The organism is Cryobacterium sp. PH31-L1 (genome assembly GCF_030063145.1).
In the GTDB taxonomy this organism is placed as follows: Bacteria; Actinomycetota; Actinomycetes; order Actinomycetales; family Microbacteriaceae; genus Cryobacterium.
Genome location: NZ_JASISM010000011.1, coordinates 13,811 through 33,280 on the forward strand (window position 1 = coordinate 13,811; position 19,470 = coordinate 33,280).

21 protein-coding genes and 2 pseudogenes are annotated in these 19,470 nt (G+C 62.4%); 8 read left to right on the forward strand and 15 right to left on the reverse strand.

Going from position 1 to position 19,470, the window contains the following annotated elements; all coding sequences use genetic code 11:
- Positions 1-42 precede the first annotated feature (42 nt).
- Positions 43-447 carry a VOC family protein gene (locus QMF22_RS16120; protein ID WP_349357107.1) on the reverse strand — a complete coding sequence of 135 codons (405 nt, stop codon included), beginning with the start codon at positions 445-447 and terminating at the stop codon, positions 43-45.
- Positions 448-522: 75 nt separating this feature from the next.
- On the reverse strand, positions 523-1,104 hold the full coding sequence (locus tag QMF22_RS16125; protein WP_283455513.1) for a helix-turn-helix domain-containing protein: 582 nt from the start codon (positions 1,102-1,104) through the stop codon (positions 523-525).
- A 48-nt stretch (positions 1,105-1,152) separates the two neighbouring features.
- Here QMF22_RS16125 and QMF22_RS16130 point away from each other — a divergent pair, with 48 nt between their 5' ends.
- Together QMF22_RS16130 and QMF22_RS16135 are read left to right on the forward strand one after the other, a co-directional pair.
- The gene (locus tag QMF22_RS16130; RefSeq protein WP_283455516.1) at positions 1,153-2,103 is read left to right on the forward strand and encodes a class I SAM-dependent methyltransferase; all 951 of its coding nucleotides are present in this window, start codon (positions 1,153-1,155) and stop codon (positions 2,101-2,103) included.
- Positions 2,100-3,158 carry an NAD(P)/FAD-dependent oxidoreductase gene (locus QMF22_RS16135; RefSeq protein ID WP_283455517.1) on the forward strand — a complete coding sequence of 353 codons (1,059 nt, stop codon included), beginning with the start codon at positions 2,100-2,102 and terminating at the stop codon, positions 3,156-3,158. The genes QMF22_RS16130 and QMF22_RS16135 overlap by 4 nt, the downstream gene beginning before the upstream one ends.
- Before the next feature lie 7 nt (positions 3,159-3,165).
- Here QMF22_RS16135 and QMF22_RS16140 read toward each other — a convergent pair whose 3' ends face one another.
- From QMF22_RS16140 to QMF22_RS16155, 4 genes are all read right to left on the reverse strand, one after another.
- Complete coding sequence (locus tag QMF22_RS16140; RefSeq protein WP_502846974.1) at positions 3,166-4,068, reverse strand: SCO6745 family protein; 903 nt, start codon at positions 4,066-4,068, stop codon at positions 3,166-3,168.
- A 596-nt stretch (positions 4,069-4,664) separates the two neighbouring features.
- Entirely contained in the window at positions 4,665-5,888 is a 1,224-nt protein-coding gene (locus QMF22_RS16145) for an MFS transporter (RefSeq protein WP_283455521.1), read from the reverse strand.
- Positions 5,888-6,670, reverse strand: a complete 783-nt coding sequence (locus QMF22_RS16150; RefSeq protein WP_283455523.1) for a phosphatase PAP2 family protein — start codon at positions 6,668-6,670, stop codon at positions 5,888-5,890. The genes QMF22_RS16145 and QMF22_RS16150 overlap by 1 nt, the downstream gene beginning before the upstream one ends.
- Positions 6,667-7,254: a Chromate resistance protein ChrB gene (locus tag QMF22_RS16155; RefSeq protein ID WP_349357108.1), complete on the reverse strand. Its 588-nt coding sequence runs from the start codon at positions 7,252-7,254 to the stop codon at positions 6,667-6,669. Before QMF22_RS16155 ends, QMF22_RS16150 begins: the two co-directional genes overlap by 4 nt.
- A gap of 39 nt (positions 7,255-7,293) precedes the next feature.
- Between QMF22_RS16155 and QMF22_RS16160 the strand changes: the two genes are divergently transcribed.
- Complete coding sequence (locus QMF22_RS16160; RefSeq protein ID WP_283455525.1) at positions 7,294-7,806, forward strand: DUF2127 domain-containing protein; 513 nt, start codon at positions 7,294-7,296, stop codon at positions 7,804-7,806.
- Positions 7,807-7,957: 151 nt separating this feature from the next.
- Here the strand turns inward: QMF22_RS16160 and QMF22_RS16165 are convergent, their stop codons facing one another.
- A complete protein-coding gene (locus QMF22_RS16165; RefSeq protein WP_283455526.1) occupies positions 7,958-9,106 on the reverse strand; it encodes a glycosyltransferase in 1,149 nt (382 codons plus the stop codon).
- Positions 9,107-9,224: 118 nt separating this feature from the next.
- Positions 9,225-10,742: a glycosyltransferase family 39 protein gene (locus QMF22_RS16170; RefSeq protein ID WP_283455528.1), complete on the reverse strand. Its 1,518-nt coding sequence runs from the start codon at positions 10,740-10,742 to the stop codon at positions 9,225-9,227.
- Positions 10,743-10,939: 197 nt separating this feature from the next.
- Here QMF22_RS16170 and QMF22_RS16175 point away from each other — a divergent pair, with 197 nt between their 5' ends.
- The 3 genes from QMF22_RS16175 to QMF22_RS16185 all read left to right on the forward strand — a co-directional run bounded on the left by QMF22_RS16175 (position 10,940) and on the right by QMF22_RS16185 (position 13,810).
- Positions 10,940-11,617: a response regulator transcription factor gene (locus tag QMF22_RS16175; protein ID WP_283455530.1), complete on the forward strand. Its 678-nt coding sequence runs from the start codon at positions 10,940-10,942 to the stop codon at positions 11,615-11,617.
- Positions 11,618-11,718: 101 nt separating this feature from the next.
- Complete coding sequence (locus QMF22_RS16180; RefSeq protein ID WP_283455531.1) at positions 11,719-13,005, forward strand: sensor histidine kinase; 1,287 nt, start codon at positions 11,719-11,721, stop codon at positions 13,003-13,005.
- A gap of 211 nt (positions 13,006-13,216) precedes the next feature.
- Entirely contained in the window at positions 13,217-13,810 is a 594-nt protein-coding gene (locus QMF22_RS16185) for a GNAT family N-acetyltransferase (protein WP_283455532.1), read from the forward strand.
- Between the two features lie 553 nt (positions 13,811-14,363).
- On the opposite strand, the pseudogene QMF22_RS16190 reads toward QMF22_RS16185, so the two are convergent.
- Positions 14,364-14,855 (reverse strand): annotated as a pseudogene (locus QMF22_RS16190) (ZIP family metal transporter); the annotation flags it as partial.
- A gap of 400 nt (positions 14,856-15,255) precedes the next feature.
- Here QMF22_RS16190 and QMF22_RS16195 point away from each other — a divergent pair.
- A complete protein-coding gene (locus tag QMF22_RS16195; RefSeq protein WP_283455534.1) occupies positions 15,256-15,930 on the forward strand; it encodes a TY-Chap2 family putative peptide chaperone in 675 nt (224 codons plus the stop codon).
- 148 nt (positions 15,931-16,078) lie between these two features.
- Entirely contained in the window at positions 16,079-16,336 is a 258-nt protein-coding gene (locus QMF22_RS16200; protein ID WP_283455537.1) for a hypothetical protein, read from the forward strand.
- A 208-nt stretch (positions 16,337-16,544) separates the two neighbouring features.
- Here the strand turns inward: QMF22_RS16200 and QMF22_RS16205 are convergent, their stop codons facing one another.
- The 6 genes and pseudogenes from QMF22_RS16205 to QMF22_RS16230 form a co-directional block, all read right to left on the reverse strand.
- Positions 16,545-16,934 (reverse strand): hypothetical protein, encoded by a 390-nt coding sequence (locus QMF22_RS16205; RefSeq protein ID WP_283455538.1) that lies wholly within the window; start codon positions 16,932-16,934, stop codon positions 16,545-16,547.
- 379 nt (positions 16,935-17,313) lie between these two features.
- On the reverse strand, positions 17,314-17,466 hold the full coding sequence (locus QMF22_RS16210) for a hypothetical protein (protein ID WP_283455540.1): 153 nt from the start codon (positions 17,464-17,466) through the stop codon (positions 17,314-17,316).
- 342 nt (positions 17,467-17,808) lie between these two features.
- Positions 17,809-17,898: pseudogene (locus QMF22_RS17555) on the reverse strand (hypothetical protein); the annotation flags it as partial.
- 61 nt (positions 17,899-17,959) lie between these two features.
- A complete protein-coding gene (locus QMF22_RS16220; RefSeq protein WP_283455545.1) occupies positions 17,960-18,337 on the reverse strand; it encodes a sulfate permease in 378 nt (125 codons plus the stop codon).
- 251 nt (positions 18,338-18,588) lie between these two features.
- Entirely contained in the window at positions 18,589-18,735 is a 147-nt protein-coding gene (locus tag QMF22_RS16225) for a hypothetical protein (protein WP_283455547.1), read from the reverse strand.
- 193 nt (positions 18,736-18,928) lie between these two features.
- Positions 18,929-19,330, reverse strand: coding sequence for a VOC family protein (locus tag QMF22_RS16230; protein ID WP_283455549.1), 402 nt, complete (start codon positions 19,328-19,330; stop codon positions 18,929-18,931).
- Between the last annotated feature and the right edge of the window lie 140 nt (positions 19,331-19,470).

Sequence of the window (19,470 nt, forward strand, 5' to 3'; positions counted from 1 at the left end):
GCGCGGTCAATATGCGGCTTTCCTGACGTAAACGCGCGCGCTTCAAATCTCTCGCAGACGGGCGAAATCGTCAGTCATTTCCTGCAGGGTCCAGTCCATGGCCGCGTTCCAGAACCGTGCCCTCACTTGCGGGTCAGCGCAGCTGACCACCACTGCCGCGGTCGGCCCCGTATTCGCAGACATCGCTCGGGGCTCGAGTACGCAGAACATGTTGCCCTCCGGGTCAGCCAGAACCGTCCACGGCACCTCGCTCTGCCCAATATCAGCGGATGTTGCGCCCAGCGTTTTCAATCGCGCGACCAGTTCCGCTTGATGAGCCAAGGACGAGGTGGCAAGGTCGTGGTGTGCGCGGTACTTCACCGTCTTGGGATCTGGAACTGTGACGACGTCGACGCAGACGGCGGCCGGATCGGGCAGGACTAAGCCTGAGGGCTCAACGTTGGTCACACCCGGACCCAAGGCCGGCGTCGGCCGGGACGGCGTCTTCCGCGGCGGTGGGATCGCTGAGCCCGGCGGCTGCCTTTACGCTGGCCCTGAATGGCGATGGCCGGGCATGTGCGCCCGTTCCCCATCGTGATCGAAGATGGTGAGCAACTCCACGGCGCCTTCGTACGCCTCGACGGCGTGGGGGGTCATCGTGGAGAACTCCGCGGCCTCGCCCTCGTGTACGAGGATCGTCCGCTCCCCCAGTCGCAGTTTCACGGTGCCGTTGAGCACCGTGAACCACTCATAGCCCGGGTGCACTTGCTGTTCGCACACCGCGCGGTCGGACGTATAGCGCATCTTGGCGATCGTGACGCCGCGGCGGTCCCGTTCGCGTGAGAGGAGCCAGACTGTCGAGCCGATGCTGGTTTCAGGCTCGGGCCGAATAACGACGTCGTCGTCACCTTCTGGCTCAACGAGCTGGTCAAGCGTCGTACCCAAGGCTTGAGCGATCGGTACGAGCTGGTCCAAGGCCATCCGTCGGTGACCGGTCTCAATGCGGCTCAATGTCGATGGTGACAAGTAACAGCGGGTAGCAAGGGTGTCGAGCGTCCAGCCACGCGCGAGACGCAGGCTCCGAATGCGTTGCCGAACCAGGTCACCAATCATTTCTTGCGTCATACGCAAGAGCCTATGCCATAAGCGCGTTGTGCCAATAGTCTTGGGACTATGACGCACACTCACAGCTCCCACGATCTCTCCAACCACGAACGGCTCGGTCACGGCATTTTGCCAGAACACGATTCCGTCCTGCCAGAGTTACTCGCCCTGGACGCGGCGCTCGGCGCTCCGATGTTGGCAACCGCGCTCGACGCGGCAGGTGCGCTGCTCGAGGCCGAACCACTCCGTGTCATCGACCTGGGTGCAGGAACGGGAACGGGAACGATCGCATTGGCAACCCGCTTCCCGAACGCACGGATTCACAGCCTCGATGCCTCCTTCCAGATGCTGGAACGACTCATCGCCACGGCGGAAGCAGCAGGTGTCGCTGACCAGGTGGGGACGCATCTTGTTGACCTCGACGGAGACTGGTCCGACATCGTGCCCCCCGGCGTCGATCTCGCCTGGGCGGCCCTATCCCTGCACCACATGACGGATCCAGAGGAGGTCCTGCGGCAGGTGTTCGAGGTTCTCCGCCCCGGCGGAGTCCTCGTCGTCACCGAATTTACCGATGTCACGACCTACGACCCGGCCGACCTCGGCACTGGGCGCAACGGCCTCGGCGCCCGCGTTGTCAACGAACTCGCCGCCCACGGTTACCCCGCCACGGCTGAGTGGACGACCGTACTGGAGACTGCTGGTTTCGCCGCAGTGGAGCGGACCGCCAGCGCACTCACAGCGTCCGCGCTGACGCCAGACGGTGCCCGCTACCTAGAAGTACTCCTCGCCAGGCACCGAGCCCTGATCAGCGAAAATCTGAGCCGCGAAGACCTGGCGGCCCTCGACGACGCAATTGCAACTCTGTGCGTAGGGACATCGCGCCTTCAAATGACATCGGGTCGCGCCTTCTGGACGGCCATCCGGCCCACTAATGACGACCCCAACGTCAGTGCCGCGCGAGACGGCGCCAACCCGATCGCACGTGCGAAAGACACCCCGGCCGATGAGGCTCGGCGATGACAGCCTCACTGCAGACCGACGTCGTCATCGTCGGAGGTGGCCCCGCCGGCTTGGCCGCCGCGGTCGCGCTCGGGCGCTCCCGACGTGAGGTCATCGTCGTGGACGCCGGCGCACCCCGCAACGCCCTCGCGGAAGGCGCTCACAACCTACTCGGTCAGGAAGGTGTCTCGCCGATGGAATTGCTCGCTCGCGGGCGTTCGGAGGCAGAGTCATATGGAGTTCGGATCCTGTCGGAAGTGGCCACAGGTGCCTCCGGCGTGCTCGACGACTTCACCATCGAGGTGGACGACGTTCGAATACACGCGCGGCGCGTCGTCCTTGCTACCGGGCTCGTGGACGATTTACCAGCTGTTCCCGGCGTTGCCGAAGCGTGGGGCCACACCGTGCTGCACTGCCCGTATTGCCACGGCTGGGAGGTACGCGACCAGCGCATCGCCGTTCTCGGCCGCAACGAAAACGCCCTGCACCAGGTCATGCTGTTTCGACAGCTCAGCGAGCACGTCACCTTCTTCCTCCATGACGCGCCAGAACCGACCGAGGAGCAATGGGAACAGCTCGCCGCTCTGGGAGTATGCGTCGTGACTCCCCGGGTTGAGCGACTCGTCGTCGAGGGCACGCAGGTGCGCGCCGTCGAGATCGAGAGCGGTCGACAGTTCGCCGCGGATGCCGTCGTCGTCGCGCCACGACTCATCGCGCGCACCGTGCTCTACGAATCACTCGGAGGCGAGCGCACCACGACACCATACGGCGAGCAGATCACAGCGGATGCGCGAGGCATAACCGCCGTACCGGGTGTCTGGACGGCCGGAAACGCTGGCGACCTCTCAGCCATGATCGCCGTCTCAGCAGCCTCTGGACTCATGGTGGGCGCGGCCGTGCACGGCGACCTCACCGCCGCCGACCTCGCCCAGGCAGTGCGGGCGCGACGCGTACCGTCCTCTGCCGCACGGGAAGCAGAGAACCACGCCGCCGTATTCAGCGATCGGCGGCACGGAATCGGAACACGTTCCAACGGTGGAGAACCGCCGATTCCTCCGCACTCAATGCTCCAGTGACCTTTTTTCAGCTCGCGCGCGGCGACGTCGGGACGGAGGACGCCCACGGGTCCAGATCCGGATCCCACGACTGGGGCATTCCAATCGGGTTTGGATACGGGAAAACCGTTTGGCACGCTCTCGCAATTGGCGCGAGCGTACGCGCGATGCCCGCGATCTCGTCGTCGTTCAATCCGCGCCACGGACCGAGGGCCAGCTGGTTGGTCATGTTCTCGGCACGATCCACTGACGTCCTGCCCTTTTCGCTGATCTCGCCCTGCCGGGTCAGCAACCCCCGAGTTATGAGCTTTTCGACTTCAACGGCCCACTCCTCTTCAGTCCAGCCACGTGCCTTCCGCACACTGGTCGCGTCGAGGTCCACCGCGCTCCGCAACACGATTGAGCTGATGCCCGCGATCCCGTTCTCGACCAGTGCGATCACATGGCCGTCTCCGCGATGTTCGCGAAGCGTGGCCGCGGCCTGCCAGAGACGGCGATACGGATCCGCCTCCACCGGCAGATCACTGTTCGCCGCCGCCAGTGGCCGACCAATGGTGTCGACATCTGCCGCTACTTCGGCGAGTACATCAGCCGCGTCGGTGACTGATCGCTCGTCGGGCACGAGATTTCGCAACGTCACTGCGGCACCCCGCGACCGCGCGTCTAGAACCCGGTCCACGGTCACCGTCGACCACACGGCTGGCAGCACTCGGTTGATCAAGAAGGGGGCGAACCCACTGAAGATCGCCACGACCGGGGCAGCAGTCACAGCGCCCAGCGGGGCGGCACGACCAGTGAAATATCCGTCCCAGTAACGGGTGAGTCCGATCTCTGCGAACGCCTCCCGCGCCTCCGGGGAGAAATACGTCACAGCGTGGATCGGCTCAAACAACGTCCACAGTGCCCGAACGTGATGCTCAAGCTCAATCATCAGACTCCCTCGTCGTCGCCTCCTCCCGAGTCTAGGGCGCGCGGCGACCCCGAGTTCTAGCGTCGCCCTCCCACGGTCAGATCGAAACGTACCAGCGGCTCGCCATCACAGGATCTACCGTCACCCAATTTTCCGACGCCCGAAACTACGTGCTCGATTTCCCTCAGTACGATGCGACGATCGGACCAAAGTGGGGTGACGATTTGATGTTGCGCCTTGGGTTCCTTCTGGCAAGCTCGAAAATAGAGGACAGTTCAGTCCGGACGTTGTCGCGCTTTGGAGCTCCACCGTTATTTCAAACCCTGTGACCGGCTTCCCCAGATCGCGGCGGGATCTCGCTACGGCCAGCGACTACGACGTACAACGTTAGGCCGTCAGGAGTTTCCAAAAAGTTGCGCTCACGAGCAGTACGGAGACGCGTTCGACCGCATTCCAGCCACGCTCGTCATACAGCCGAACGGGCTGGTTACTGGGGAAGCGCGACCTACTCAGAGCTGCCGGGAGATATGTTGGTGGAGTACTCGGCCAAGGGGGCCATGGGGGCCATGGGGGCCATGCCGACGATTTTGGCTTTAAGCGGTGATCACTCACGAGTCCTAATAACTACGTCTGCCTAGGTTGTGAGGCTTGCTGGAAGCAGCGTTGCGCAGCGCGAGGCCGCCAACGGCCGCGACGCCCCCGGTGAGGATGGCGAGGACACCCAGCCCGGCCCCCAGGGTCACCGTGCTAGCGACTGCTCCGACGAGAAGTGGACCCCCGGCGTCGCCGACTTCCCGGCCGAGCTCGGCGTTGCCCATCGTGCGCCCCATCCGCTCGGCTGGTGTGGTGGCGGCTAGGTGCGCGAACGCGAGAGGGGTGGCCACACCGATTCCCGCGCCGATGATCAGCGCGGCGAGGTAGAGGGTGGCTGGCATGGGTATGACGGCGAGTGCACCGATTCCAGTAGCGATCAGGAGGAGGCCGGCCGTGGTACCTGTCCGTGTGCTGATGCGGCCGTTGTCGCGGAGTCGGCCCACGAATGGCTGCGTGAGTGTGGAGGCGAGTGCGAGTACCGTCACGGCGGCCATGCTGGCAAATAGCCCGAGGTGGAGCGTGGTTCCCAGCAGGGGGAGGAATCCGACTGCGACGCCGAGAGCGCCGGTGCTGGCCGCGAGTACGAGTGTGGGGATGAGGAAGGACCGGTCGACGGTCTGCTTCACCAGATCTATGAGCGTGTATCGGGGGCGGGGAAGAACGGGCAGGCGTGGGACAGCGAGGATGACCCAAATCGCGGTCGCGACAGCGAGGATCGTCAATGCGATGAACAGGGCCCGGAAGCCATCAAGGCCGACCAATGCTGCACCGATCAACGGGCCCAGGGCATAGCCGAGACCTTTCCATGAGCCGTACTTGCCAAAATATCGTCCCGCAGCACCAGGGCCGGCCATGCGGGCGACTGCGGCCGAGGATGCCGGCGAGAATGCCGCCGCTGCCGCTCCTTGGCCCAGGCGAGCAACGCCCAGCAGAATCGGGGTGCCAGCGAAGATCCCGCAGAACGACGCGGCCGCGAAAGCGATCAAGCCACCGACGATCACTGGTTTGACACCGATCCGGTCACTGAGGGAGCCGAATACGGGTTTCAGGATCACTTCGGCCAGATCGTAGAGGGCCAGCAATAGCCCGAAGGTGAGGAGGTTCAGCCCGATGTCGCCGGTTTCGGCGCCGAGAGCTGCGGCGATTCCGTGCGCGCCGAACGCGGTCGTGAATCCGGCCAGGTACAGGGGAGCGACAACACCGCGTGCCGGCGACAGGCTGGCAGTCGCGGAGTCGCCGCCGGGCATCAGCGCGCGTCCGGCACGGGGCGGCCTGTTGAACGGCGGTCGTGCGGCTGATGATCCGTTGACGGGATCGGACCGATACGATCCAGGAACGGTATCCGGTTCAGTACCCGCATCCCGTATCGGTTCCATAATCCGGTATAGAAGGCGATAACGGCGGTCGCGACGAGGAATGATCCAAGCACTTCGCTGGCGTAGTGTACGCCCAGATACAGGCGAGAAGCGGCGACGACGAGCGCGAAGCCGAGTCCGACGATCGCGGCCGAGACAGCCCAGCGTGTGCCGCGGGCGAGGAAGTAGATCGCGATGGCGAACGCGACTGCGAACGTGGTGTGGCCGCTCGGGAAGCTACCCGAACCGTCAGAGGGAACGAGCGGGTTCTGCAGAAGGTGCAGATCCGGCCGGGGCTGTGCCACGAGTAGCTTGAATACCTCGCTGGAGAGCCACCCGACGGCGGCGACTGACGTGACGGCGAACGAGTTCACCGGGGATCGGCGCACGAACAGGAGGAAGGCGAACAGCAGCAACAGAATGAGGATGATCGCCGGCGGGGACAACACCGTGTTGATCGTCAACGCGATCGCGTTTCCAACCGCGATGTGGTCCCGACTCAGCAGCTGGTCGATGCGGAATTCTGCTCCGGACAGGCGGGGAAACAATTTGACCCCGAAGCCCAGGATTAGAGTGACCAGCACCAACAGCAACGGCACGGTGATCCACCTTCGCAGCTGCGGCAGGTGGGTCAGACGAGCGCGGGCATCGGGGGGAGTTATGGATGTGCTCATCGGGCGGTTTCAGTAGATTCGGGCGGCGTGTCCATCGCACGGGTACTCGCGTGCATGAATTGATACACCTGCTCGGCGTACCCGTCGAGCACGTTCTCGCAGGTTCGAAGGTGGCCTTCGGCGGCCGTGGCCTCTGGCAGTGCGAGGACGTCGCGCTTCTTCAGATCCCGGAACCAGCGTCGCAGCCGGTCGAGGCTCTGCTCTTCCTCTTCCAACTCTCCAAAGGTGAACTTCGCTTTGGCGATCTCGCGTGTGATCTCGGCTTCGAATTTCCCGCAATCGGCCACGAACTCGGTCCACTCGTCGACCCGGGCAGCGGCAAAGGCATCACGGATCAGGTTGGTGGAGGCGTCGTCGCGCGGAGATGCGTCGATTACGGCGAACGTGCCCGCCCCGTTGCGGGTCAACTCACCCGCCCGATCAAGTGCGGGCTGGAAGGTGGGACCGGCCGGGAGCGCCCAGGTCCCCGGCGACACCGGCACCGCGCCGGCCTTCCGAAGTTCCCGCCAGACGGCGACCCGGTGCCGGGATGGCTCGGAGGATAGCTGAACCAACACCAACACCCATCGAATATTTTTCGTCACAAGAGTTACTGTAACATTGGTTACATGAAAGATCGATCAGTGAGCGCATCAGAGACACCGCCAACCCTGCTCGATCGGACATTCTTCGTCAGCCTGATCCTCAAAGGCTTAGACGGCGTGCTCGAACTCATCGGCGGCATCCTGCTGCTGGTCATCTCGCCCGCGCAGATCGGCGCAATCACGCGATTTCTGACCCAACACGAAATCGCTGAAGATCCGCACGATCTGATCGCGAATTACTTGGTGCACCTGGCCGGTGGCCTCAACCTGTCAGCAGCGTTATTCGGCGCCATCTACCTCCTGCTGCACGGTCTGGTGAAGGTGGTCCTGGTCTGGGCCGTTCTTCGCGATCAGCTCTGGGCTTACCCCTGGATGATCGCCTTCCTGCTGATTTTTATCGTCTATCAGAGCTACCAAATCGCGGTTTCGTTCTCATGGGGCTTGACCCTGTTGACCGCTTTTGACATATTCATTGTGTACCTCACCTTGCGTGAATACGGCATCCATCGGGCACGGCGCCGGCGCGTAAGAAACGACACCGCAGCCGGATGAGCAGCTGCAAGACGGAGCAGTTTGTCGTGCAGACCACGACAAACGGTTTGGACTCGCAAAGCCCGCAGGCCGGACCCTCGAAGGGCGGTCGTACCCAATATGTTGCCTGGCCAGGTCTTCACTTCTGGCGAAGACCGGGGCGTTTCGACTATCAATGAGAAACCTTGTTCTCGATCGTCTGGCCGTGGAAGAAGTCGGGAACAGCTTCGAGGTCGAAGCTCACTGGTGAAGCGGGTTTTGGCCGGTAGACCACTCGGGAGTGGTAGACGAAGCGAAGCAGGAACCCGACTGTGAGCAGAGCTGCCTGGGTCACGACGCTGGGGATCGAGGTTGACCCCACGATGAGCCAGAGCAGGAAGGTGCGGAGCGTTGTTTCGGTGCCATTGAACGCAAACGACTGCACCAGGCGAATCCAAAAGCGTCGCCCTTCGTCGCGTAGATCATGGAACACGAACCGTTCCTGCAGCAGGAAGTTCGTCCCCATGGTCACAACGGCAGAGATGGTGGCCGCCAGCAGATACCAGACACCAAAAGCTTGAAGCGCTGCCATTATGGCCAAATTGCCTACCGCACCGGTCGCCCCAATGAGTGCGAATCCTGACAGCCGCCCGAAGCGAAGGGTTGCCAGCTGAGCCAGGAACCGAAGGCCCTGCCGAATATCGGCTTTCGACTCGCCGGCGTGACGGTGACCAAACACGAACGGCTCCTCGACGACCCTGACGGAGTTGCGAGCGAGGATCTCGAGGAGGATTTTGAACCCGCGGGGCCTGAGCGAATCTAGGTCGATGGCGGCGCGTCGGATGGCGAAGAATCCGGTCATCGGATCGGTGCAATTGCGAAGCCGGGTCGGGAACATGGCCCGAACCAAAACGGTCGCGGATATGGACACCAGCTGGCGCCCTGGGCTGCTCAGGCCCGCAGAGGAGCCCCCGCTGAGGTGGCGTGAGGCGACCACGACGTCCGCATCCTGGTCGATGCCCGCCCCCAAAAGCACCGGGATCGCCTCCGGGGGGTGCTGCAAGTCGCCGTCCATGACGATGCACCAGTCGCTGGCGGATACCGCCAGGCCCAGGAGAACCGCCCCGGACAGCCCGCCAACGGCGTGCTCACGGCGGATAAGACGAACGGGGATCTGTGCCGCGGCCGCGACTTGGGCAATGACAGCAGGGGTGTCATCGTTCGAGTCATCGACGAAAAGGATTTCGGCCACCCGGCCGTGTAACGCAGTCTGGATACGTTCGACGAGTTCACGCACGTTCAGCGCCTCGTTAAATGTGGGCACTATGACTGAAACTTTCATGGCCGTCTGCTTCCTGGTCGTAAGGGAGTTCGGTGGCGCTGGCAGCGCTGCTCGTGATCTGCGCCGCTCTGGGCCGCACGGCGCCCTGGGTGGGGGCCTCTTGTCTGAATCGGTCCGGTCATGGGCGCTTAGTGAATGAATAGATGATCGTGCGATGGACGACTTGGCGGGAGAGCACTTCATAACCGGCGGCCTCCAGAGTGTGAACGTCGGTCCCGTGAATGTTGTCGGGGCTGCCCTTGATTTCCAGGAGCCACACGCGTCGGGCCGGCTCAAGTGTCGCTGTGACCTCGGCGAGCGGATGCGTCGTATCCCACAGCTCTGATCGGGCCGGATACGGCGTCTTGAGGGTGACGTCCCGAAGGCCCTGGAAGTCACTAGGGTAAAGGTGCATGGCGAGCCGGGGTCGCTTGCGGTGATGGGTTGTTTCGTCAAATATCACGGCATCGCCCTCCCGAGCCTCAGCGCCCAGCGTGGCGGCCGCCTGCGCCAGGTCGCTGCCGCCGTCTTTCGCGTAGGGCCCACGCTGGACGACGTCGGTTGGAACAGCCAAAAGCAGCAGAATCGGGAGCAGAGCAACCCGGACTGCCTGATGCCTGAAGGTCCCTATTCCGGCTGCCATCGCGAGGGCAACTCCCGGTAGACAGAATGATACGTAGCGGAGGTTGTACGCGGGCGTCACCGCGTTTAGGCACAGTAGACCGAGCGTCGGTAGGACTACCCAGAGCAGGGCCAGGAGGACCGGAGAAGAATGCTCCGCACTTCGAGCCCACGTCAGGGTGGCGCTGATGGCTGCGGCAATTATCAGGAGCCACGCCACGACGGCGAGAGACGGGTTAACAAACCATTGGTTTTCCAGAACGGACGTCGCCGTAGCGTATCCGCGATGAGCCAGGAATGCGATCTGGCTTCGTTGCGCGTAGCCCTCAGCCACGATCGGCAGAGCCAACGTCACCGCCAGAGCGGCGGCCAGCAACCAGAGCTTGCGGTGGCGTCGATATGTCCGCGACGTAAACAGGAAGGCTCCGTGTACGAGCAAAAGCAGACCGAGGTACAGGAACAGGTAGATTCCGATGGCGAGACCGCAGGCGTAGCCGACCCACGCAAGCGTGCGGGATGTGCTTGAGGTGAATTGGTGCCGCAGAAGGATGAGGAACACGATCGTGATCCAAACCGCCATTGCCGTTGTCAAGGCGTAGGATCGGGCATCTGCGCCCAGATAGCTGCTGCGAGGGAGCACGGCAGCGATCACAGCGGCGACGATCGCCATGTTTCGGTTCATCAGCATCCGTCCCAGGACAAACGTGCCGGCGACGAAGACGCCTACGGCGATGGCACTCGGCAGTCGCACCGAGAGCTCGGACGCACCGAACGCCTGGATCCAAAAGTGCAGGAAGAGGTAATAGAGGCCGTGCACGGCGTCGACGTTTTTCAGCATTCCGAACAGGGACGGAACCGTTCGCTCGGCCGACATCACGCTCGCGGCTTCGTCACCCCAGAACGCGGGGATCCACGAGCCGGCAAACGCGGCCAGGAACCCGAAGAGACCCAGGCCGAGTGGAAGGCGCCACCGGGCAAACTTTCTCAGCGAGGCTCGCTGAACCTCAGAGGGTGGCCGGATGAGCGTGACTGTCATAAGACCCATACTCCGGGGTGGAGATCTGGCAAGGCCGGTAGAACAAACGATATTGGTTGAAAGTCTTTACAGGAAAGGTGTGCTTAAGGTCGCTGGGCTCCTTCGACAAATGACGGTGGCGTAGTTTTGGAGTGCTCGCCGCCGGGATACGCCCTTCGTGAGTGAGGCCCGCGCACAAGCTCAGAAAGGACAAATCCGTGAAATCAATCCTCATCGTCGAAGACGATCCCCAGATGGGGCGTGCGCTTGAGCGCGGCATTCAGGCCGAAGGGTACGAAACCGTGCTCGTCGACAATGGCGTAGACGCGCTCATCACGTTGGCGAACGGGCAGTTCACGGCGGCCATCGTCGACGTGATGCTGCCCCATATGACCGGGTTTGAAATCTGCCGGCGGGTGCGGCAGACGGGAAGCGCCATGCCCGTGCTTCTGCTCACCGCCCGTGACGCTGTCGACGACCGAGTGTCCGGGCTGGATGCCGGCGCGGACGACTACCTCACCAAGCCGTTCAGCTTCGCCGAGCTCGCGGCAAGAATCCGAGCCCTGATTCGACGCGATCCCGCCGAACTGTGGGTCAAGGTCACGGCCGGGGACCTGACATTGGATTCCCAGTCGCGGAAGGGACAGGTCGGAAGAAACTCCTTGGCGCTCAGCCCGAACGAGTTCATGCTGCTGCGGGGGCTCATCACGCAACTCGGTGTGCCCATGACGCGGGGGGAGATCCTGGAGTCCGTCTGGGGGACGGCCACGCACATCGACACGAACATCGTCGAGCAGTACATCAGCACCCTGCGCAAGAAACTGGCGGCACGAGAAAGCAACGTTTCCCTCATCACTGTGCGCGGTGTGGGGTATCTCGCGAAGGTCGACGAGTGAACTGGTTTCGACACCTCTCCATTCGGTGGAGGATCACGATCGGCAGCGTTGTCGTCGGCGCCGTCCTCCTCTCCATCGCGACCTATGCGTTCCGATTCCAGATGGAGCAGGTCCAAATCGCCTCCGATAAGAAGCTGCTTTACGACGCGAGTACTCCTTATCTGACGGAGATCGCGGCCCATCCGGCGCAAATAGATCCACCGGCCGGCGAACAACACGTCGCCGTCGTGAATCCGGCCGACATTGTCATTGTCAGCAACCTCCCCGATAAATTGTCCGGTCGATTGTCCAGTCTCACGACGCTGGGCGACGGATCGCATTTCATCACCGAGTCGCACTCGAACTACCTCGTGATCGTGAGAACGGTTCCGACCCCGGCCGGAGACTGGCATGTCGTGGCGACGCGGGACCAACGGTTGACAGCTATCGTGATCGCAAACGTCACAAAGGTTCTCAGCATCGGTGCCCTGTTCCTCTTGCTCGGGTTCGGGCTGGCTTCCTGGCTCCTGACCACAGCGGCCCTTCGGCCTGTCGCGCGCATGCGTCAGCGCGCCGAGACACTTCGTGCCAGCGGTTCATCGGAGCCACTACCGGTGGGTCCAGCCCGGGACGAATTGGCTGCCCTCGCCATCACATTGAACGACTTCATCGACAGCGTTCGGGCGACCGCCGCTCGAGAAAAACAAATGGTCTCCGACGCCAGTCATGAACTGCGAACACCGATCGCCCTGCTCAAAGTCCAGCTCGAGCTCGCCCATTTGAGTGAGGGCAATGCCAAGGCACTCAGGGCTGACCTGGAACTGGCTGAAGAGTCCGTGGACCGCCTTTCCAGGCTAGCGACAAACCTCCTCACATTGTCCGCGCTCGACGCAGCCCATGAAACCCCAGCCACATCCGGGCAGACGCTCATCGCAGAATTCGTCGCGGCCTCGGACAGAGCACGTCTGTTCGCCTTGGACAAAGCTGTCAATATCGAATTCGAGGTCGATGACGAAACAGACGGCCGGAACTACTCGATCTCCGCCACGCACTTTGCCCAAGTGATCGACAACCTGATCAGCAACGCACTGCGGGCAGTCCCAGAATTAGGAGAAGTACGAGCGCGGCTGCAGCAAGACCCGACGGGGTTATACCTATCAGTAGAGGACTCCGGCCCCGGGATGCCCGAAGAGTTCATCGGCATCGCCTTCGACCGATTCACCCGCCCTGACGCGCAGAGAGGTGGTGACGGTGGCAGCGGCCTGGGACTCGCTATCGTCTCGGCGATCGTTTCACAGTCGAAGGGCGCCGTGCACCTCGCGAACCGGCCACAAGGCGGCTTCACGGTCACCGTGACGATCCCTCCAACCCACACGAAAGGGCCACAGCGTCATAGGCCTTCACCGTAAAAGTGCGCGGCTGACGCCAATCGCTCAGACGAACTACCCAGAATCGCGGGGTGTCCTCGCCGTCAAACCCATCATCGCTTGAGACGTGCCCGCGCGGGAACCTTGAGGGGGACGGCTACGTTCCGGTAGCGGATCCTCTTCCTCGCTCAGTTCTGGTGCGGCGCATGCCGACCGAAACGCACTGGTTTTCCAGGTGCCATAGTGTCGGACCATGGATCTCTTAGAATTGCCCACGCTCTCGGGATCGCTCGTAACCCGTGAGCCCCTGTCATTCGATCACGTAGCCGAGCTCTGTGACGCTGCGAACGACGGCGAGCTCTGGCGTGCGTGGTACACCTCCATCCCGCACCCCGAGGCGATGACCGCGGAGGTTGAACGCCGACTTGGCCTCCATGAGCAAGGAAAAATGCTGCCGTGGGCCACTCGGCTCGGCTCAACGGGACGGATCGTGGGAATGACAACCTTTATGAACCCGAGCACCGATGCCCCGCGACTAGAAATTGGCTCCACTTGGCTGGCGAAGAGGGCTCAAGGTACGGGCGCGAACCGAGAGGCCAAGCTCCTCCAACTGGGGTACGCCTTCGACGCTTTGGGCTGCATTGCCGTCGAGTTTCGCACCCACTGGCACAACCGCCAATCACGCCAGGCGATAGCCGCTTTGGGCGCAAAAGAAGATGGAGTGCTGCGCAGCCACTCAGTTGGACCGGACGGCGCTCTGCGCGACACCGTTGTATTCTCCATCACTGCGAGTGAATGGCCAGCCGTGCGCCTTGGCCTTCGGCATTCATTAGCAACGAGGGAATAAGCGCTGAATAAACGTTGACAGCATCAAATCTCGCTGGACCGGCGCTGAAGAATGAATCCTGATCAAACGACAATTTCACAAACCGTGCCGAGACTCGAATCCACGACCTCAGTCAAATCACGCGATTTTGACCGTTTCACAGACACACAGAAAGCCTGATCACGAGCTTCTTGCGTGAGATGTCGTCACCATTATCTCAACATCTCGGTCTGTCTCGGTGGGTCTAGGGGCAATAAAGGGTGAAAAAACATGTGTGCGTCAATTCCTAACGTGCCGAAGTCATCGGCGAGTGCACTCGTCATCCCGGCAGAGCCGCCGATCGGAACCACTGGTCAATGCGCCGCGCCGAAGCACCGATTCGTCACAGCGGTATGGGGCCCCCCATCCCACTCCGTGGCAGCGGCAAAAGTGTCATTGGACCGGTGTTTGCCGAACGTACAGCCTCGACCATGGCAGTGAAATTTGTGATCGCTACCGTGACTTTTTCTCGCGACTCAAAACCTAGGTTGGTAGCGTCGGACAATTGTCTCGTGAAAGCCAGAACGAAGGGAAACAATTCCGAGATGACGGCAATCCCAACCGAGACGCCGAATACGTAACCGGCGCTCCGACCGTCCCTTTTCATGCCGGCAGGGTTGGAGAGGCCTTCCGGAACGTTGGAGATGAAGACCGCTGCCAGCCTGGCCGGGCTGACGGCACCACCGGCTACGAGTCCGAGTCCGAGCACAACTGATTCGGGGATACCGTTGAGAAGGGCTCCCACAGAGGGCTGCTTCGCGCCGGACTGCTTCCGATGTGTGGCTCATCGCCGGGCAAGAAACGCGTTGGCGTCGACATAGACCAAGGGACCCGCCAGAAAGCGCGCCGCTGTCGGCCACAGACCACCCGCCCGGGCCGCTTCATCAACAAGATCACACCGGCATCAAACCGACATGACCGTCAAGGGTATTGTCCCCCACCACGACAGTGCAGAGCCCAGAACCAGTGCTCCGTCGGCAAGCGTTCCCCAGAAGAGCGCCTGGACCCAAACCGGCGTGGACGTCACCCTTTCAAGTCTTGATTGCTGTGTCAATTTCTTGATTCGAGAAGGGGCTTTACGTCCGTCCATCAGAGGTGCGCACTGTTCACATGCATTTGCGGCATCGCGCGCAGGGAATTGGAACGATCCGTACACCCACGAAGGTGGGGCAGACGGACACTGACAACACACGTAATCTCGCAGATGCCAACACGGCCCTCGGTTCTGTACCTATCGTCGGACCGGTCCCTCTGCCGCGCTCCCGATTGGGGACCATGATGAACACCACCCGACCCATCATTCTTGGGGCCGGTGCTGCGCTACGGCGCACCGTGCGGGATGCCGGGGTCTGGGCATGAGCGATTTCGGCAATGACATGGTCCCTGAATCCTACCGACCCCCAGCTGATCGATTCCTAACCGCACAAATGTGGTGGATTTCGAGCGAACTCGTTCGGCGGCATCCGCACCTGCTCATCTCCCGAGTTACCGGTACCTCTGGCGCCCCGCTGCTGCTCGTGCACGATGAGCAGGACGGCATGCGCATTCAGCTCGAACTCGATGGCGGCATAACTTTCGTGACCAGTTCAACCATTGGACAGATCACCTGGATGCAAATACTTTCGGCGTCGACATCCCATGAAATCGTGACGACTATCGAGCGTCAGAGCGGGCTACAACGACCCGGTGTAGAACCGACCACCACGCCGCGGGCCCTCGTCTACCGTGTCATCGAAAATTTTCTACTCTCGGTCGTCAACGACGGCCACGAATGGGACGTCGTCACGGCCCCCATGCCTTTCACCGCGCTCACGAGCAGCGACCAGCCCGCCTCCGAATACCTCCGAGCGTTCCCCTCCACGCAGACAGCCGTTTCTGCTTATGTCGATTCATTGACGGTGAAACCGGCCGCGGGCGGGACTCGACTTTTTCACCAGCCGTTCTGGGCATTGCTGCGCGATCTCGAACCGATCGCAATCTTCGATATCGCTGGAACCATTCACACCCAGCTGGATTCTTACGAGATGATGCCGCTGTTCGTGGACGCTGGACATCGTCTTTCGCCGACCACATTGCGGGTACTCGGCTCCTACCAGCCCTGATCAGCTGCCGATGGGGCGTAACCTGCCACGCCGCACCGCCGTCACCGTGCTCGCGATCACCGGGCGCGGCGTCGGGAGAATTCCGATGAAATGGATCCCCCATCTCCTGCAAGCGAAAAAGCGGGTGCGGCGAGGTCCTCCGTCGTTGATGTCGAGGGCAACTGGCTCCGGTGCCACCGGCCCGACTCAGGCTGCGCTTCAGGCGCCACGCTGCAGCGTTGGCCTCCAGCTCGGACTGGTAGATCTTGGGATCGCTGCGCCGGTTGCGCTGCAGCTCGGCCCGGCGCTCCTTGTTGCGCTCAGCCCACTGCCGAGTGATCTGCTTCGTGCGCTCCGGCTCAGCATCCCGCCTCGCCGCGGCGCGGGCGTTCACCCCATCGCGATGGGCCTCGTAGTAGCGGTGTAGTACTCGCGCACCTTCTCGCGATTCTCCGCCACCCACCGCTGCTGATAGTCGCGCCGACGCTCCGGATGCTCGTCTCGCCAACGCTTCGCCCGTTCCCTCCCCCGCGCCCGCACCTCCGCCTCACGATGCCTGCGAGCGGAGGCCCGACGCATCGAATCACGATTGAGCTCCCGTGCCCGGGCGAGGTGCTTCGATCGCCAGAGCCGATTCAGCTCGCGGATCCGGTCACGGTTCGCCGCCACATACTGGCGCCGCCGCTCCGCTGCATCATCAACAGGCGGATGCTCCGCCAGCGCCTTCCGCGCCGCGGCACCTTCTTCAGAGGGTCGTTCATGATCGCGGCTACTCGGCAGGCGGCGGAGCCAGCTCCCAAAGCAAGCAGTTCCGAGCGATGCGCCGTCGGATTCGTGATCACACGCCCGACCACGACGCGTAGCCGCTCAGCGTTCTCGTCCGCGATCCCGGCGACGGGCTCGAGGCAGTACGCGATGTCGTTCTGCAGGTTAGGGCCGTCATCGTCGACCTCCGGATAGTAGAACAGCGCAGCTAGAGCCGTGCGGCTGAGCAGGTCGTCGAAATGCTCCTGTGGGATCGTCACGTGAAGCCTCCAGTACGCGGTCGTGGGTGAGCCAATCATGCTGCTAACAGGTGGTGCGCGGACCGTGACGGGCTGTCAGTGTCGACCTGTCGAGCACCGGCCAGTCAAGGCTCCCCCGCCGTCAGCGAGTTGCGCTCGCGTCGTGCCACGGCGCTCGCCCGTTCTCGGACTCCTGGCTCCACGACATTTTCCAAGGCGCCCACTCTTGCCATCGCTGACGAGAAATGCGGTTCATGTCAGGTCGGGCGGTGGGGCCAGATGAGAATGCAAGAACCTTCAAGATTGGTGGCCAATAAGTGTCGACTCCTGGGTCAGATTTCGACCGGACCAGGAGACGGGGGAACCGGTGTTGGTTCGCCGCTGAGGATTGCCGTCACGATCATCTCTGCCCGGGGCACGAGAAGGTGTCGGCCCACGCCAGGACGCCGCGTTCGGCGAATTCGTTGGGCACGTCACCAGGTTCCGGCTCGGGGTCGGCCGGGTCAACGCGGAAGACGACGGGTTTGGCGAGTGTGCGATCGGGGTTGTTCACCCATCCAGGGAGCGGGACATGTTCTTCATTGAGCCGCCACGCCACGAGAGCCGCGATCGCGGCATCCCACACGCGATCTCCAGTGTGTTCGGGCTCCGTCAGGCCAAGAATTCCTCGAACAAGTCCGTGTTCGGCGGTGAGGTTATCGTTCAACTGGATGAGCGCCCGGAGCGCCCGGTCGGCATCGTTTACCCGAAGGTGTTCACGGATCGCTTCTGCCGCGCTGGCAGCGTCGTCTCGACGAGTGGGAGCGGCATAGAGGCGGTGCCCGGCGCCGGCGAGCAGCCGATCAACGGTGCTATACGCCGCGTCTCGTCCACGCTCATGATGGGAGACGCTGGCCTGATCGATGCCAGTCAGCTCGGCCAGCCTCGCCTGAGTGAGATGTTTACTCCGGCGAGCGGCCCGCACGAGAGTGGATGATACGGCCACGACACCCTCACCTTCTAATATGACTGCTAAGTCATATTCTATGGCAACCCACTCCCGCTTGTCAGCCTGCGCGCATCCGCTGGCCGAAAGACTCAGCGCCGTCGGCGGGCAGAGTCTGCACCATGCGACCGCGGGCCAGCGCCTCCCGAACGCGCGCCGCCATCAATTTCAGGAGGCTGATCGGCCCGATCACAAGGAATTTGATCGTATTCCACAGACACACGATCACGAGCAGGTTCAGCCAGCTCGCACCACCGGCTTCGATCTGGGCTCGGCAGTAGATCACGGCAAGCGCATACGGAACGGCGAGCAGCATCGCCAGCACCCCCCACTTCAGCCCGCGCCGCGTGTTGATCGCGTCGATCACGATGGCGGTTGGCATGAACCGGCGCAGGAAGAAGTAGCTGCGGGCGGTGGCGGCCAGAATGAGTTCGAACATGGCGCGGCCTTTCAGATGTTCGGCAACAAGAACCTGAAAGGACTGTGAGTCATGCGATCGCAACGAGCGATGGCGCGAAATAGAGGTTGCCTAGCGACACTCTAGAACCAGATGCCTGCGGGCGAAAGAACCCTGCTCTCCCTTTCACGGTGGATGCTCACGGCACGGGCTCAGCAGCACCCGGCCTCGACATTCTGGACATCATGACGGACGAGGGAACTTTTTTGGTAAAGATTGCCGGGAACATTTAGCTAAACCTCGAGGTCGACGAGTTCGATCACGTCAATGCAATGCCGACCGTCTCGTGCGGTGAGAAGCGGATGCTCGTTCGCCAGGCTCACTGCTGTGGTCAGGCTATCTGCTTCAACGATTCCGTAGCCCTGCAGTTCTGAGGCCACGCCTAGGGATCCGTCCTGCACGATCTCCGAACGGGGCACCGTCGTCAATAAGGATGGTTCCCACCCGAGCCTCCCAGGCCAGCCACTCGTCTAACTGCGCCGCAGACTCTTGCTCGGTGACCTGATTCGGCGGCGTGACCGGACCCCGATAGATGAACATGTACTTGCCCACGCAGGTTCTCCTCACGAGGACTCAGCGACCAGACTCGTATCCGATGAGCCAGGGAAGTCCATAACGGTCGATCACCTGGCCATCTGAGGCACCCCACGGCTTCGGAGCAAGGCTGTCGACGACCCGGCCACCAATTGCGAGCTTGTCGAACCACTCATGGAGGGTTTCCGGGTCGGCCGTCCCCAGCAACGAGAGCCGAAACCCTTCAAGACTGACCGAATCCTCGCCTACTGCTGCATCGGATCCCGCCAGGGTGACGACGCCGTCGAGCATTCCGTGGGCGATGGCATGTGGCGGGCCGTCGCTGCGACCGAATTCCTCAAAGGTGTGCAGGGACAGTTCCCCACCGAAAATGTCCGCATAGAAGCCGAGGGCTTCCCGCGCTGTTCCCGGGAAGGTGACATAGATCTGAAGCGCCGCCATGCGCACAGCCTACCCAGATGGCCAAGACCGTTCCACGGAGCGTGGCAGCTTTCGTGCTGGCATCCTAAATCTGTACCGAACCGCCTGCCAAAGCTCTATAAACCATTGCGTCGAGGCGACAGAACGGCAGCGACACTCGA